Origin of the sequence: Mesorhizobium sp. M0019, from assembly GCF_040323975.1 — a bacterium.
GTDB lineage: Bacteria > Pseudomonadota > Alphaproteobacteria > Rhizobiales > Rhizobiaceae > Mesorhizobium.
In genome coordinates, this window is record NZ_JAMYVK010000001.1 from 393256 (window position 1) to 408085 (window position 14830).

A 14830-nucleotide genomic window follows, 5' to 3' on the forward strand; every position below is an offset into this window, starting at 1 on the left:
GAGAGTAAGGTTATGAACACTGTTTCGCCGATTGCAACACCGAGTGTTTCGCTAAGTGATGCGGCGACACTCGTTGCTTTGACTTTGAAACGCACCACAAACAAAGCGGGACAGCCGCGAACCCGTGCAAGAATGTCGTACAAGACATTCAGGCGCCTGACTGGACGGCGTGTCGGCGGGGCGGCGTTCGTGAGAGGCTTCACGGAGGAATTGTTGAAGCTAGGCTGGCTGATGGTCCGTATGCCATCGGCTTACGGCTTCGTGCGCGCCGCCTCCCTCGACAAGTGGCGTCTCATAAAATCAAATATGGTCGCGGAAGAACTTAAGGTGATTAAGGAGGGATCTGCGGCGAAGGCATTGGAGAGCGCTCGGCAAGAGCTCGCTGGATCGGGTGAGAATAACGGTTCAGCAGGCGGCCTCAGTAAGGCAGTTCGAATAAGCGGAGAGAAGAAAAAGCCGGTCGCAAGCATCGGATAGATGTGCCTCGTCAGGAGATTGATTTGTGTAGCCCCCATCAGGGGCAGGCGAATTGAGGCCAAAACGCTGCCGGAAGCTGGGCTGCAGACTCGGATCCAGCTTCCCACCATGGAGCGAAAATGCGGCCTCAGAGCATGTTGAAGGACAATCTCCACGCCCTGTAGAGAGTTGGCCTCAGGGCAACCGACGGCATGTCCTTTCGATCAATTTCAGCACCCGTCGGCGAAAGGTTCGCAGGATTGCGGAGCGCAAGACTTGTGAATTCTTGCGTCTCAGCGTTCGCAGAAGAAGCAGTAGCTTTGGGGAAAAAGATGGCGACTGGATCTGTTTACGTCTGGGAGCGTTGCGATTCAGATTTTACTGGCGGCCGGGTGCATTCAACCGAGGTCGAACTGCCTTATCTTTGCCAAAACACGGGGAGGCAAGGGCTGCGTGGGCGGTACGTGGACGTAATCGGTCATCCAGCCACGGATGTTCACTGGCCCACGGGTGAGATGGGCGAAGCACTGCCCGACAAGCAAGGTAACTATGTTTTCAAGCCTTTCGGCGGCGGAATTCTTGGTGAACAGGAAGGTTGTGAGGCCGCGGCACGCTTCGGCCAGGTCAACGTCTACTACCACGTCTCCTTGATAGCTCATCGAGTGAACGAAGTGCTGCGTTCACTCGGCGAGGGCCCGTTGCCGAAGGTCAGAGCTATCGTTAATGCGCACCAGCCGAAACAAGGGGGAGTTAACGGGGATCTGCTTAGGTTGGTGCCGGTCAAAGGGACCAAATACCGATATCCAGCAAGAATCGAAAATCTCGATGATTTTTCGATCCCCCTCTGTGGGGAATTGCTGTTCGGCCCGGGGCGTGCAGTCACAGCGGAAGGGTGGCTTCCACGAATTTCAGGCGGTGCTTATCTGTGCGACCCCTCGCACAATGCCAGTTTCATATATCAGGCATTCGGGTTTCACGTGGTGCGCCATACCGCTGACATCCAAGCTGACAGGCTGCATGCACCGCGCGCCAGTTTCAGTAAGCCTGGTCCCCTTGAGTACGCCTTGAGCGCATACTTTGCGGCCGCGATGCTGTCGACTCCCTACGTATGGTGTTGGCACCTCCGTCATGATGCCGAGTTCGTACCATCGGATACTCTTGCCAATGATTCGCGTATGGACGACGCCGAGATGCCACCGCCGGAGGCGCTGGTCGCGCAAGTCATAGCGGCGACAATGTGGGACCTACACAAGGCTTTTCCGGGAGACGAACTTACTTGCATTTCGTTAGTTGTAGCTGCCCTTTTGGCGCTGGGACGACTTTCTGATAGCCCGTATGCTCCTTCCGGAATTCGAACGCGCGCCCTCAGGTCACTTCCGAAGAGCTTTGCCTCGTGTTTGCTTCATGCAGACCGAATGAGATTCAGCAGCCGTTACGAAACACTGATCCGAAGCGTTTTTGAGAAGCGTGGGATCGGCTTTAGTTCTTCAGCGGTTGAGACATTGTTGGCACCCTCCGTTCAGCCACCCCTTTACCGCCTCGGTGAATCGGAAGAAGTCCGGCGCCATGTTGTAAAAATTCGCGAGAAGTTTTCAGAGGTCATAATTCCGGATGACATCGATCTCATCGACCCGGACCAACTTGAACAGTTCCTCTCTTCGTCCGCCAGCGCTCCGTACCATTTGGCGGCGGTCGGAGATGTGATGACCGGGATGCGGATGCGTCATCGTATCCGCAGGTTTGGCCCAGACTATGCCTTCGCCTGGGTCAGGCCGATCTTTAGACGCTGCGCTTTGATAACGGGAAACCTTGAGGGGCCGTTCTCCACCATCTCTGAGAAAGCAGGTACCACTCGGAACTACTCATACAAAGTGGACCCCAAGTCAGCCTCTGTCTTACGTCGTGCAGGCTTCGCTGCCATGACTGTCGCGAATAACCACATTCAAGACTGCGGTCGGGGTGGCGTGGTTGAGACGCTAGCCACGTTAGAGCGACAGTATATCCAACCGTACGGTGGTGGTAGGAACCAGAGCTCTGCTTACCACCCGGCGATTTTTGATGGCGCAGATATCCGCATCGGACTTCTCGGATATTACTGGAACCGTCGAACAGCGGCTCGTGGCGAACTTCCAGGCTCCGCACAAGATGTGCCCGAATTCGTCGAGCGTGATCTGGCCCAACTTCGTCCACTGGTCGATCGGATCGCCGTGATGGTACATTGGGGTTTGCCATACCAGCGCCAACCTACCGAGCAAGACCGCATGAAAGCACGGCTATTTATCGACCTGGGTGCGGACGCAGTCATCGGCCATCATCCCCACATCCTTCAGCCGATCGAGATTTATAATGGTCGGCCGATATTATACAGTGTCGGCAATTTTGCATTTGGGTCCGGAAACAGCAAAGGGGAGTCCATTCTGCCTTGCTTCCACTTTGGTGCGAAGCAGATCCGTTTAGATATTTATCCAGTTTACGCTCAAAACAGAGATCCGCGCCTCGACTACCAACCAAAGATAATGGGAGGAGCAGCCGGTCGCGCGACAATCGATCGGTTGCTGGCGTTGTCGCCTGGACTCGCCGATGTTGTCGTAGCCGTTCAAGACAGATGCCTTAGATTGGCCATCCCTGCACTGGCGTGAGGCTCCGAAGCTCATGCGTATGCCGTACGCGGATTTGCACTGGGTTCCTCGATCGCAATGGCGGCGCGAGCGATACGTGCCGACAAAACAAGGAGCCGATACCCTGTCACGCAGGACGCTGAGGTGCCGCGGAGGCGTCGCTTGCGAACATTGCGAGGACCAGACGTGGAGGAACGAACTCTTTACTGCTCAGCCGGTTTTGATTTGTTTAGCTGCCGCTAATGGGATATGTCATCCCTGCGGGATCGTCCATGGGAGCGACAGGTGCGATTTCTAATCCGTCTGTTAGGGGCAGTCGTCTTAGGCTGTAGTCTGACGTATTCAGGCCAAGTACTTGCCTGGAAGGTCGGCAAAGGTACGACCTCAGCAACTATTAACGGCATAAAGTTGACGGTATACACCTATCATCCGAAGAACTGTGCCAATCCATCGATCCTGTTCGTGTTCCATGGACTAAGCCGAACCGCCGAATCCTACCGAGACTACGCGCAGCCTCTTGCGGATCGAAATTGCCTGATCGTTATGGCGCCGCTTTTCGACCTGGAAAGGTTCCCAGGCTGGAGCTATCAGCGGGGAGGCATTGTCAACTCGGGCACAATTCAACCTCGGGACAGGTGGACTGTCTGGTACGTGAAGGGCTTGGTAAACTGGGCGAGGGCCCGAGAGGGGCTGCCGACTGCGCAGTATTACCTTTTTGGGCACTCGGCGGGAGGTCAATTCATGTCGCGTGTTGCAGCATTTGCCTTGTCGGATGCCAAGAGAGTGGTCGTAGCCAATCCGTCGACCTACGTATTGCCCTCGCTAGCAGAGGCGGCAGCCTACGGGCTGGGATGTCTCTCCTCGGGTTGCGTCTATACGCCGGATCAAGCCTCTCAGGAGTTGAAGGCCTATCTGGCTTTGCCTCTAACGATCTATCTTGGAGAAGACGACACTGGCGATGTCGAGCTAAACGAAAGCGCAGCTGCTATGCGCCAAGGAGAGACGCGTTTGGATCGGGGGCAGTTCACTTTTGAGCTGGCGCAAGCTGTCGCGACCGCTAACGGGTGGCCTTTCAATTGGCGTCTCGTGATTTTGCCGGGTGTCGGACATTCGGCACGCGACTTGTTGCAGTCTGACCAGGCTCAGCAAGTCTTCGGCCTTAAGTAAAGAATTAGCACATCGCTGACTTCAAGGTCTGCCGCGTTTCACTCAGCTCAATGAGCAGCGAGACAGCTTGCATCGCCTTTTTGCCGAGCGTGAATTGCCGCTGCGTTTTGTTGTTCTAATTTAGTAAATTCTAAACCATCTTCGGTCTAAGTTGCTCTTAAGAGAGGGCTTCTGGATGCGGAGACTGAAAGATCTGCCGCCCGAAAAACGGGGGAACTTTGCCGTCGCGATGGCCTTAATGGTGGTGCCACTGGGCTTGGCCCTCGGCCTTAGCATTGACTTTACCAACGCCGCTTCCTGGAGATCCAAGCTGCAGGAGATAGCCGATTCGGCGGCTCTTGTTGCTGTCGAGAGCGATGGAGGAAACGAAGCAGCCGTCCAGGCCGCGAAGAATTGGGCGCTGGCCAATGGCTCCTTCGTGACCGGCGCTGTCGTTGGGGTGAGCATCACCACTCCTTCTGCTGGGACGCGAGAGGCGGCGGTTGAAATCTCAGCTGGAATGCCAACCGCTTTCATGAGTCTTGCTGGAATTCGGAGCATTAACCTTCACGCGGCGGCAACGGCCCGAAAAGCCGCGCCGGATTATTGCTTCTATGTCCTCGATCCTGCCTCAAATGGAGCGCTGACGGTAATGGGTTCCGGGGGGCTTTCGGTGCCAAACTGCGGTATCCAAGTGAATTCCTCCAGTCCAAGGGCACTGAGGCACGTTGGAACCGGAAAGATTGTCGCCAGAAAAATCTCTATAGTGGGCAATTACCAAGGCGGCGGTTACACCATCATCCCGAAAACCAATCAACCCGAACTTGCAGACCCCCTTGTCGATCTACCGCAGCCCGTTCCACCGAACGGCTGCGACTACAGTGATCAGATGCTGACCGATGTTACCATTCCGGCCGGCCGGGTGTTCTGTGGAAACATCGATCTCGATGGAAATGTCGTTCTTTCTCCCGGAGTTCACTATTTTCAGAACGCAACAGTGAGCATCGGCAGCCATGTGAATCTCTCGGGCGACGAAGTCACGATATTCGTTGACTCCGAGTCAAGCATTATTCAGTCAGCAGGCAAAGGTGGCGTAAGGATTTCGGCTCCCACGAGCGGCATTTACGCTGGCATCGCTATCTTCGGGTCACGCACAGTTACGCCCTCTGTGCCAACGGTCTCATTGTCCGGAAACAAAAACTACTTAATTGAAGGGGCTATCTACCTGCCCCATCATCGTTTTCGGATGAGAGGGACAACAGACCTGAAGTCGACTGCCAACTCAGGTTGGATTGTTGCGTGGCAATTTTTCTATAGTGGCAACTCGAGCGTGGCCCTGGACTGGTATGGTGCGACTCCGCCGAAAGGCCTTGGAGACTTAGGAATAGTGCTCCTTCGCTGAAGCAATACTGATGTCAGTGCTCGGCACAGGGCTATATCTTTGTTGTTGCTGCATTGGGCTCGGACCAACCAACCATTCCGGGCGGCTGCCGTTATATGCATGGCCGAAATGACCGAGCGGGGCATGACTGTGCGCAGCTCTTCGGTTGGCGGCGTCCAGCCGGCGCTACCCTGGTCACCCGGAGGCAGCACAGATCGAATCAGGCGGCGAAGCACAATTTTCCGCCAAGTGCCTGAGACTGTTTGGTTGTGGAACCAGTCATGGGCGGAGCTGATCTCCGGTCAATTTTTCTGCTTTGGTCCAAAAAAAAAGCGAAATTCGACGTATATCGCGGCGGACTAGCGTCCAAATTGCCGGCGCAAGCGAGTTACAACTTCATGCAGACCCATGGCATTCGAAGCTTTCACAAGAAGGCGGTCCTTCGCGCGCAGGATAGTGGCGAGCTCGGGCAACACATCGTCTGCTGTCGCGAAGTGTGGGCCGAGGAGGTACTCCGGCAGGGCACGACGGAGATATGTCATCTGCGTCCCAACCGTCATCACCATATCCAGATCGGCCGCGAGAACGGGTTCCGCCAGACCGGCGTGAAATTCGGCCGATCGTGGCCCGAGTTCCCGCATGTCGCCAAGAAGGGCAAGCTTTCGGCCCCCACTTGCGCGCTTCCCCTCAGCGAGTGCCGCCAGCACGGCGGCCACCGATGTCGGATTCGCGTTGTAGGCCTCATCGACGACATGGACCTCGCCGGACGCGAGGGCGATGCGTATGACTTCGCCACGTCCGTGGATGGCCTGCACCTCCCCGAGCGCGTTGGTCGCAGCTCCCAGATCAAGGCCGAGCGAATCGACAGCCGCCAGCGCGCTGAGGCTGTTGACTGCCATGTGCCGCCCTGGATTACCTAGCTTGTAGGCGAAATCCCGGCCCTTCAGGACCGCACGCACCAGTTGATCTTCGTGCGAATAGTCCACGAGCCGGTAGTCGGCCTTAGCATGTCCACCGAAGGACACGACCTTCGCCCCGAACGACAGCGCGCGGGCTCGGAGATATTCGAAATGCTCGGAATCCCGAGGCATGATCGCAGTGCCGCCCTCAGCGACATCGTACAGGCGGGCTTTCAACTTGGCGATGGCCTCACGCGAGCCGTACTCTTCGAGATGGGCGTCGCCGATCGTCGTGATAAGAGCGACATGCGGCTTGAGCGCAGATACCTCAAGGAGCCGCCGAAAAAAGCCAATCGACACCTCGACAGCGTGGATGCCATCAGGGGGAAGGTTGGCGATCAGGCCGAGCACGCCGGAGACGGTATTGAAGTTTTCGCCCGGAAAAGGTGGATAACCAGCTGCGGTGAGAATGACGTTGATCATCGCCGTGGTGCTCGTCTTGCCGACGCTGCCGCCAACCGCGATCAGGCGTCCGCCGTAAGCAGACCGCGCTCGCTCGGCGAGATACTTCATGGCGACGCGGACCGAAGCCACCCGGAGCAACGGCAAGCCTTCGAAGTTGGGCCGGTACTCTCGGTCCGCGAGGAGCGCGAGCCCCTGTCGCCTGAAGCGCCTGATCTTCCTGGGGTGTACTCCGTAACGGTAGGTGCCAACGCGCGGGATGACGAGCGCGCCGGGGCCGATCAGTGCGTCGCAGAAGGCTATGCAGTCGGTCGTCCAGGCTTCCGGCAACTCGCCTTCCCATATGCCTCCGGTGATATCCGCAAGCTCAGCCTTCGTCCAAGGGTGCATTTCTCCCCCTGTCCCGCCGATCGACCCGAATCACGTTAACCCGCGCCCCGGCCACCTTGAATAGGTGGCCGTCCGACATCCCTGTCCTGTGGTTCGATCACTTTCAGCCAATTCCGCTCAATGTGCAATGGTTCCGGGTACCACCTGAGACCTTTGCCGGGTTCAAAGCGGCCTTCGCCAAGCCCGCTACTTTAACGACCACATCCGCAATCACTTTTGAGATCGTCTGGTTGGAACCGATCACGATCTTGGATGAGCGAAACCATCTGTTCGAACGCTAGTCACCTATTCATCGAGTTCAACGGCTCATGGTCGGGGAGACAGTGATGCAGCACCTCGCCAAGGTTTCGCTTGTCGAACGTCTGGCCACAAACGGGGCAGAACTCGAAATATCCTGCTTCGTCGTTGGCCGGCGGCCCGTGGCGCTTGCCCTTGATGCCGGTTGCGGGGTTGTTGGTTCGATCTGGTCTCACGTTGGTCGCCACCGCACGTAACTTTCATGGGGACGGGCCGACAGCCGATCGGGGGTTTCAGCGGGCCGCCGGGCCTACCGGCTGCCAGTGGCGCTGCCGGGTAGAGTCAATTGTAGGCCATTTCATGCGTCATTACTAATACAATAAAATGATAGCGTTCCGTTCCTCTAGCCGCCAGACCGGGCGCGTCCATTCCCCCTATGATGCGGACTTTGGTGGACAATCCGCCCTAAGGGGACGGATGGACACACGAGTCGAGTTCGACCTCGTGATCGATGATGCCGATGTTCGCATTCTTACTCGCCGCGGTCTCGATTGAACGACGAAGTAGCGAGACCTTTCGGCGCCGCCAAGGAGACGTCGACGCTGACGGTCGGTAGCGGCTGCCGTCCGTCGTCTCGGGGCGTCGAAAAACGGGCAAGTTGATTGGGAACAACGATTACCTACCTCGATTTAGGCATCGTAGCGCCGCGCTTCGCAGCGATTTTGGGCCGCTTCGCCCTTGGAATATGTGTGCCCAAAGTCTGAAGGTCTGCGAAATTCGCCGTACTTATTTCGCAAAAATCCTGCAAAAAAGTACGGCGATTTCGCGCTAAGTACTTGAAAAACATGGTGATCCCGACAGGAATCGAACCTGTGACCTACAGATTAGGAATCTGCCGCTCTATCCTACTGAGCTACGGGACCATCGCGCCCGACACATAACCGCTTCGGGACGTTTCGCCAAGAGGCAGCTAGGCAGCTCGCTTGGGTTCGACCGCGAACGGGCTCAGGCCCAGCCAGGTCTGCATTTTGCGCGCGATGTCCTGGTCTCCCGTCAAGATGACTTTCGGCCCGGCCTTCTCGACGGTGATCAGCCCCATCCAGATTTCGGTCATAGTGTGCAGGTCGGTCGAGACGTAGAGATCGACATCGAAGCCCGGGTCGTACCAGCAGAGGTCGACCTCGCCGTGCTTCTCGACGATCAGCCACCACGACCGTTTCGAGGCGGGGAGCTCCTGATACAGAAATTGTATCACCGTGCGCCCGTCGGGCAGCGGCGACGCGTTGAGGTTGCGCCGCATGTCCCACATCAGCAGCGACGGATCGAGGTTCTTCAGCGACAGCCGCGACTCGACCCATTTCTGCCCCCAAAAGCCCATCGCCTCGACAACGGAACGCAGATCCCTGCCTGCCTCGGTCATCCGGTATTCGAAGATGCCTTTCTCGCCGCGCACCTCCTTGCGCTCGACGATCCCGGCCAGCTCGAGCTCCTTGAGGCGTTGCGACAGAAGGGTCGGCGACATTTTGGGGACGCCGCGGCGCAGATCGTTGAAACGGGTCGAGCCCGCCACCAATTCGCGAAGCAGAACCATGGTCCAGCGGGTGCACAGCACCTCGGCGGCCATCGATAGCGGGCAGAACTGCTTGTATCCGGACTGGGTCATGATGTTGCCTTCCCCTCAAACTCAGCCGGGATCATAGGCCTTCCCCCGCGGCACGGCGAGTACAGAAACTGTACCACACCAGTACAGATCGCGGACTGGCTGGCGCCGGCCTTGCCGTGCGAGCCCTTGGCCGCTGCACGGGATACCCCTGTGCACGACCAGGAGACATGACCCATGACCGCTTACGTTATCGCAGACATCAAGGTGAGGGACCCGAAGTGGATGCCGGCCTATGCCGCGTCGGTCCACGACCTCGTTCACAAGCACGGCGGCAGATATCTGTCGCGCAGCGGCAATGTGAAGACGCTCGAAGGCAAGCCGCTCGACACGACGCTGATAGCCTTGATGGCGTTCCCGACCGAGGCAGCGGCGCGCGCCTTCACCGACGATCCTGCCTACGCGCCGTTCGTTTCGGCCCGTCAGGGCGGCAGCGACAGCCGTTTCCAGCTGATCGACAACTCCGATCTGGCTGGGACGATCCCGTATCTGCCGAAGGGATGATCCTTCCGGGCATTCGTCGCATCGGGACAGGGATCTCCCAGCAACAACAGCCACAGCGCCCACCTGCCGGACCTCCTTACCTCCGGCGGCCAGCCGGGCTGTGCTTTTCAAGAAGAATGGAATGACTATGACAATCAACTTTCGCAATAGACTTCTCGCTGCCGCGGCGCTGCTGTCGGCCTGCACTGCGTTGGCGCAGGCGCATCAGGCAGCGCCCGCGTCCGGTCCCAATCCGCTGGCCGACAAGGTACGCGCGGCCAACAGCCGCTTCGAGAATGTGGCGGCGGCGACCGCCGAGGGCTATGCGCCCATTCCTTGCGCCAGCGGCATCACCGGCGGCGCCATGGGCATCCATTACGTCAATCCCGGCTACCTCAAGGACGACGCTGTCGATGTCGCCAAGCCGGAAGCGGTGATGTACGAGCCGATGGCCGACGGCACGCTAAAACTGATCGCGGTCGAATACATCACCTCGAAAGGCCCGGCCTCGCTCGATGGGCATCTGTTCAACTTCAACAGCGCGCCCAATCGCTATGGCCTCGGTCCGTTCTATGAGCTGCATGTCTGGGCCTGGAAGGGCAACCCGACCGGCGCGTTCGCCGATATGAACCCGAACGTGTCGTGCGAACCGACGACTGCTGTCAGCCAGTAAGCAGCCGAGCCAGGCGGCGCCGACGCCGCCTGGCCGCGCTGAATTGCGGGGCAGCCGGCAACGGGCGCAAAGACGGCTCAGATAGCGGAACTTTCGGGATGCCGGCGCGCTTTAGTGTCCCGAAGGAGACACCGCATGAGCGCCACCAAAGAGTTCTTTGAAACCTGGCTGCAGGAGAATGTCGGCAATCTGCCCGCCGAGAGCGAGGTGAGCGTCGCCGTCCTGGCGCAGCAATTCGAGCAGGATGCCGATGCTGCCGGCTATGGCCACGAGGTTCGCGAAGACGAACTCGGCAATATCCAGGAGGCGATCGAGGCAGCCCTGACGAAGGCGAGGACAGGCGAAGAGCCGCAGGCTGCCGACGACAATGAGCTGGCGCCGGTCATGGAGGCGCTGGAGGTCGAGGATCCGAAGAGCGGACCGTAGCGGTTGCGGCTCTTCCCTTCCACGCTACATGACCGGGCATAATGGATGCCAAACACCTCACACTCGGCGTCGTGATCGGCGTGGCTATCGGCGTCGTGTTGGACAACATTGTTGCGGGCATTGGTATAGGTATTGCTCTGGGCATTGCCTTCGGCCTTGCCCGGAAGTCGTCCGGCCGGAAGTGACCAGCAGAACATGTCCTGCCCGGTTTTGCCGCCCAGAGGTGCGGCGGTTGCCGCACCGCCGATGCCGAATGGCTACGCCGCCAGCGCTGTTTCCGCCAGCTTCACCCAATAGCTCATGCCGTGCGGGATGACCTCGTCGTTGAAGTCGTAGGCTGGGTTGTGCAGGCCGGCGGTATCGCCATTGCCGATGAAGATGAAGGCGCCCGGCCGCGCTTCAAGCATGTAGGAGAAATCCTCGCCGCCCATCACCGGCTGGATCGCGCGGTGCACATGGCTGTCGCCGGCGACGTCGGCCGCGATGTCGCTGGCAAAGACCGTCTCTTCTGGATGGTTGAAGGTGACGGGGTAATTGGCATTGTAATCAACCTCGATTGTCGCGCCGAAGGCAGCGCCCAGGCCTTGGCAAAGTGCGCGGATGCGCTCTTCGGCCTTCTTGGCGACTTCCCTCTTCAGCGTGCGTACGGTGCCGGCGATCTCGGCGGTCTCGGGAATGACGTTATAGGCGTCGCCGGCGTGGAATTTCGTCACCGAGACGACCACCGCCTCGACCGGATCGGTGCTGCGCGAGGCGATCGTCTGCAATGCGCCGACGAGCTGGCTGGTGATGACGATCGGATCGATGGTGCCGTGCGGCATCGCCGCGTGGCCGCCCCGGCCCTTGACGGTGATGGTGAATTCGGCGGTCGCCGCCATGATCGGGCCGGGCCTGATGGCGAACTGGCCGACCGGCAGGCCCGGCATGTTGTGCATGCCGAAAACCTTGGAGATACCGAAGCGCTCCATCATACCGTCCTTGACCATCTCGTTGCCGCCGCCGCCGCCCTCTTCGGCCGGCTGGAAGATGACCGCGACGGAGCCGGCGAAATTGCGCGTTTCGGCGAGGTATTTGGCGGCACCCAACAGCATCGCGGTGTGGCCGTCATGACCGCAGGCGTGCATCTTGCCGGGGACGGTCGAAGCATAGGATTTGCCGGTGATCTCGTTGAGCGGCAGGGCATCCATGTCGGCGCGCAGGCCGATGGTCGAGCCTTCGCCGTGGCGGCCGCGGATGATGCCGACGACGCCGGTCTTGCCCAAACCCGTCACGATATCGTCGCAGCCGAAAGCCTTCAGCTTCTCGGTGACGAAAGCGGCGGTCTTGAAGACGTCGAAATTCAGCTCCGGCGTCTGGTGCAAATGGCGGCGCCAGCCGGCCACCTCGTCCTGCATTTCGGCGGCTCGGTTCAGGATCGGCATGATGGTTCCATTTCGCTGTTGGAGCAGGCGGTCTTGGCCTGCTGCTTTGCAATTGTGCCTGCTGCCTTGCAACCATGCACGCTGCTTTGCATTGTGCTGCTGCTTCCACATTGTGATCGGCAGCACTTTGCCATGTTGACGTCACATAGAGTAAATAGCACCGCGACTGTGGTCCGGGAACAGAGGGCCGGACCATTATCCTGGCGATCGTGTAACGAAATCTTACGGAGCCAGGTGGGACTGCGGCAAGAGGCTATTTCGGTTTTCATGATGCGCTACAGGCATTTCCTCAAACTGTTGGTGGCGGGCACGGTGGTGCTTGCGTCGCTGGCCGGGCCTGCCTTGGCCAATCCGACAATCCTGTTCGACCTGAACAGCGGCAAGATCCTGCAGCACCAGGAGGCGTTCAGGCGCTGGTACCCGGCTTCGCTGACCAAGCTGATGACCGCCTATGTGGCGTTTCGTGCGATTGCCGCGGGCGAGGTCCAGCTCGATTCGCCGATCAAGGTAACGAAACATTCTGCCGGCGAGCCGCCGAGCAAGATGGGCTTCAAGCCGGGCTCGGTGATGCGGTTGGACAATGCGCTGAAGATGATGCTGGTCAAATCGGCCAACGATATCGCCATGGCGGTCGGCGAGAATATCGGCGGTTCGCAAGCGGCTTTCGCCGAACGCATGAACGCCGAAGCGCAGAGGCTCGGCATGAGCGGGTCCCATTTCGTCAATCCGAACGGGCTCTATTCGCCGGACCAGTATACGACAGCGCGCGATCTCGCTTTGCTGGTGATGGCGATTCGCAAGGAATTTCCGCAATATGCCCCCTGGTTCTCGATCGAAGGCCTTGCCGTCGGCAAGAAGGCGATCTCCAACTACAACCTGCTGATCGGCCGCTATCCGGGTGCCGACGGCATGAAGACGGGTTTCGTCTGCTCGTCCGGCTTCAACATGATCGGCTCGGCGACCCGCAACGGCCGCACCCTGGTCGCCGTAGTGCTCGGCGAGCAATCGGCCGTCACCCGCGCCGAGGCGGCGGCAAAATTGCTCGACCAGGGCTTTGCAACGCCGGCGCCGAGCTGGCTGACGGTAGCGGCGCTGCCCGCCTATGGCGACACCATGTCGGCCAACGACATGAACGACGAAATCTGCAAGAAGAAGCCGGTCGAGGAGCAGTCGGAAGCCGCCCCCGCGGTCGGCGACAAGGGCAAGGACGTGCCGAAATCGCCCTATCAGGAAAAGCTCGACCATGTGCCGACGCTGATCGCCGTCGGCCTCGGCGGCGCCACGGGACCGAAGCCGAAGGCGATGCTCGACGCCTCCGGGCAGGAATATGCCGACGTGCCGCTGCCGACATGGCGGCCGGACCGGGCGCCGCCGGCCGGCGCCGAGCCAGTTGTGGCCGGATCCGCCACCGCCGCGCAGATCCAGCAGCCGGCCAAGGCGCTGAACTAGCCGCATGGCCGGCTTCCCGATCCCCGTTTCGGTGCTCACCGGCTTTCTCGGTGCCGGCAAGACGACGCTGCTCAACCGGCTGCTCCGGGATCCGGCGCTCGCCGACACCGCCGTCATCATCAACGAGTTCGGCGAGGTGGCGATCGACCATCTCCTGGTCGAGCAGGCCTCCGACGGCATCATCCAGCTCTCCGACGGCTGTCTCTGCTGCACGGTGCGCGGCGAGCTGGTCGACACGCTGGCTGACCTCGTCGACCGCCTGCAGACCGGCCGCATCGACCGGCTTGCCCGCGTCGTCGTCGAGACCACCGGGCTCGCCGATCCCGCCCCCGTACTGCAGTCGATCATGGCACACCCGGCCCTGGTCCAGGCCTTCCGGCTCGACGGCGTCATCACCCTGGTCGATGCCGTCAACGGCAATGCGACGCTCGATGCGCATGTCGAGGCGGTGAAGCAGGTGGCCGTCGCCGATCGCATCGTGCTCAGCAAGGCCGACCTGAACACGGATGCAGGCGATGTCGAGGCGTTGCGGGCGCGGCTCAGGCAGCTCAACCCGGGCGCCGTGGTGCTCGACGCGGGCGAGGCAAGCACCGCGACCCTGTTCGATAGCGGCCTCTACAATCCGGCCACCAAATCCGTCGATGTGCAGCGTTGGCTCGGCGAAGAAGCCGGCCACGACCATGACCACGGGCATGATCACGACGGGCATGACCATGCCGACCATGATCACCATGACCACAGGCACGATTCCCGCGTGCGTTCGTATTCGCTGGTTCATGACGGGCCGGTGCCGTTTTCGGCAATCGAGATGTTCCTCGATCTGTTGCGCTCGGCGCATGGCGAGCGCCTTTTGCGGATGAAAGGCGTCATCGAGCTTGCAGAAGACCCGTCGCGGCCGCTGGTTATCCATGGCGTGCAGAAGATCCTGCATCCGCCGGTGCAACTGCCGGCCTGGCCGGACAGCCAGCGCGGCACCAGACTGGTGCTGATCACGCTCGACATGCCCGAAGACTATGTCCGGCGGCTGTTCGCCGCCTTCACCAACCGGCCGTCGATCGACACGCCGGATCGCGCAGCACTGGAAAGCAACCCGCTGGCTATTGCCGGATCGTGATCTCCCCCCTTGAGG

At 59.8% G+C, this 14830-nt stretch carries 13 protein-coding genes and 1 tRNA gene; 10 read left to right on the forward strand and 4 right to left on the reverse strand.

All coding sequences use genetic code 11. The annotated features are described in order from the left end of the window. Window positions 1-12: 12 nt before the first annotated feature. From NKK47_RS01960 to NKK47_RS01975, 4 genes are all read left to right on the forward strand, one after another. A complete protein-coding gene (locus NKK47_RS01960; protein ID WP_352457629.1) occupies window positions 13-477 on the forward strand; it encodes a hypothetical protein in 465 nt (154 codons plus the stop codon). Between the two features lie 311 nt (window positions 478-788). Beyond that, window positions 789-3095, forward strand: a complete 2307-nt coding sequence (locus NKK47_RS01965; RefSeq protein ID WP_352574892.1) for a CapA family protein — start codon at window positions 789-791, stop codon at window positions 3093-3095. A gap of 720 nt (window positions 3096-3815) precedes the next feature. Next, a complete protein-coding gene (locus NKK47_RS01970) occupies window positions 3816-4241 on the forward strand; it encodes a hypothetical protein (protein WP_352574894.1) in 426 nt (141 codons plus the stop codon). Between the two features lie 175 nt (window positions 4242-4416). After that, window positions 4417-5622 (forward strand): TadE/TadG family type IV pilus assembly protein, encoded by a 1206-nt coding sequence (locus tag NKK47_RS01975; RefSeq protein WP_352574895.1) that lies wholly within the window; start codon window positions 4417-4419, stop codon window positions 5620-5622. 338 nt (window positions 5623-5960) lie between these two features. On the opposite strand, the gene NKK47_RS01980 is transcribed toward NKK47_RS01975, so the two are convergent. The 3 genes from NKK47_RS01980 to NKK47_RS01990 all read right to left on the reverse strand — a co-directional run bounded on the left by NKK47_RS01980 (window position 5961) and on the right by NKK47_RS01990 (window position 9252). After that, the gene (locus NKK47_RS01980) at window positions 5961-7292 is read right to left on the reverse strand and encodes a UDP-N-acetylmuramoyl-tripeptide--D-alanyl-D-alanine ligase (protein ID WP_352574897.1); all 1332 of its coding nucleotides are present in this window, start codon (window positions 7290-7292) and stop codon (window positions 5961-5963) included. Between the two features lie 1143 nt (window positions 7293-8435). Next, a tRNA-Arg gene (locus NKK47_RS01985) sits at window positions 8436-8512 on the reverse strand. A 47-nt stretch (window positions 8513-8559) separates the two neighbouring features. Continuing rightward, the gene (locus NKK47_RS01990) at window positions 8560-9252 is read right to left on the reverse strand and encodes a winged helix-turn-helix transcriptional regulator (protein ID WP_352457625.1); all 693 of its coding nucleotides are present in this window, start codon (window positions 9250-9252) and stop codon (window positions 8560-8562) included. Window positions 9253-9426: 174 nt separating this feature from the next. Between NKK47_RS01990 and NKK47_RS01995 the strand changes: the two genes are divergently transcribed. The 4 genes from NKK47_RS01995 (at window position 9427) to NKK47_RS02010 (ending at window position 11016) form a co-directional block, all read left to right on the forward strand. Beyond that, window positions 9427-9753 carry a DUF1330 domain-containing protein gene (locus NKK47_RS01995; RefSeq protein WP_023677873.1) on the forward strand — a complete coding sequence of 109 codons (327 nt, stop codon included), beginning with the start codon at window positions 9427-9429 and terminating at the stop codon, window positions 9751-9753. A gap of 127 nt (window positions 9754-9880) precedes the next feature. Next, window positions 9881-10405: a hypothetical protein gene (locus NKK47_RS02000; protein ID WP_502896065.1), complete on the forward strand. Its 525-nt coding sequence runs from the start codon at window positions 9881-9883 to the stop codon at window positions 10403-10405. A 135-nt stretch (window positions 10406-10540) separates the two neighbouring features. Next, complete coding sequence (locus tag NKK47_RS02005) at window positions 10541-10831, forward strand: hypothetical protein (protein ID WP_352451191.1); 291 nt, start codon at window positions 10541-10543, stop codon at window positions 10829-10831. Window positions 10832-10872: 41 nt separating this feature from the next. Further along, the gene (locus NKK47_RS02010) at window positions 10873-11016 is read left to right on the forward strand and encodes a glycine zipper domain-containing protein (protein WP_198023575.1); all 144 of its coding nucleotides are present in this window, start codon (window positions 10873-10875) and stop codon (window positions 11014-11016) included. A 72-nt stretch (window positions 11017-11088) separates the two neighbouring features. Here NKK47_RS02010 and NKK47_RS02015 read toward each other — a convergent pair whose 3' ends face one another. Next, the gene (locus tag NKK47_RS02015; RefSeq protein ID WP_352574901.1) at window positions 11089-12252 is read right to left on the reverse strand and encodes a M20 aminoacylase family protein; all 1164 of its coding nucleotides are present in this window, start codon (window positions 12250-12252) and stop codon (window positions 11089-11091) included. Window positions 12253-12522: 270 nt separating this feature from the next. Here NKK47_RS02015 and NKK47_RS02020 point away from each other — a divergent pair, with 270 nt between their 5' ends. Together NKK47_RS02020 and NKK47_RS02025 are read left to right on the forward strand one after the other, a co-directional pair. Continuing rightward, complete coding sequence (locus tag NKK47_RS02020) at window positions 12523-13701, forward strand: D-alanyl-D-alanine carboxypeptidase family protein (protein ID WP_352574937.1); 1179 nt, start codon at window positions 12523-12525, stop codon at window positions 13699-13701. A 4-nt stretch (window positions 13702-13705) separates the two neighbouring features. Further along, entirely contained in the window at window positions 13706-14815 is a 1110-nt protein-coding gene (locus NKK47_RS02025) for a CobW family GTP-binding protein (protein ID WP_352574902.1), read from the forward strand. Window positions 14816-14830 lie beyond the last annotated feature (15 nt).

Excerpts from the sequence above, each read along its gene's own strand:
- NKK47_RS01995 (WP_023677873.1), top strand. The coding sequence starts at position 9,427 with ATGACCGCTTACGTTATCGCAGACATCAAGGTGAGGGACCCGAAGTGG.
- NKK47_RS02005 (WP_352451191.1), top strand. The coding sequence starts at position 10,541 with ATGAGCGCCACCAAAGAGTTCTTTGAAACCTGGCTGCAGGAGAATGTC.
- NKK47_RS01960 (WP_352457629.1), top strand. The coding sequence starts at position 13 with ATGAACACTGTTTCGCCGATTGCAACACCGAGTGTTTCGCTAAGTGAT.
- NKK47_RS02025 (WP_352574902.1), top strand. The coding sequence starts at position 13,706 with ATGGCCGGCTTCCCGATCCCCGTTTCGGTGCTCACCGGCTTTCTCGGT.
- NKK47_RS01975 (WP_352574895.1), top strand. The coding sequence starts at position 4,417 with ATGCGGAGACTGAAAGATCTGCCGCCCGAAAAACGGGGGAACTTTGCC.
- NKK47_RS01990 (WP_352457625.1), bottom strand. The coding sequence starts at position 9,252 with ATGACCCAGTCCGGATACAAGCAGTTCTGCCCGCTATCGATGGCCGCC.
- NKK47_RS01970 (WP_352574894.1), top strand. The coding sequence starts at position 3,816 with ATGTCGCGTGTTGCAGCATTTGCCTTGTCGGATGCCAAGAGAGTGGTC.
- NKK47_RS02010 (WP_198023575.1), top strand. The coding sequence starts at position 10,873 with ATGGATGCCAAACACCTCACACTCGGCGTCGTGATCGGCGTGGCTATC.
- NKK47_RS02020 (WP_352574937.1), top strand. The coding sequence starts at position 12,523 with ATGCGCTACAGGCATTTCCTCAAACTGTTGGTGGCGGGCACGGTGGTG.
- NKK47_RS02000 (WP_502896065.1), top strand. The coding sequence starts at position 9,881 with ATGACAATCAACTTTCGCAATAGACTTCTCGCTGCCGCGGCGCTGCTG.
- NKK47_RS02015 (WP_352574901.1), bottom strand. The coding sequence starts at position 12,252 with ATGCCGATCCTGAACCGAGCCGCCGAAATGCAGGACGAGGTGGCCGGC.
- NKK47_RS01965 (WP_352574892.1), top strand. The coding sequence starts at position 789 with ATGGCGACTGGATCTGTTTACGTCTGGGAGCGTTGCGATTCAGATTTT.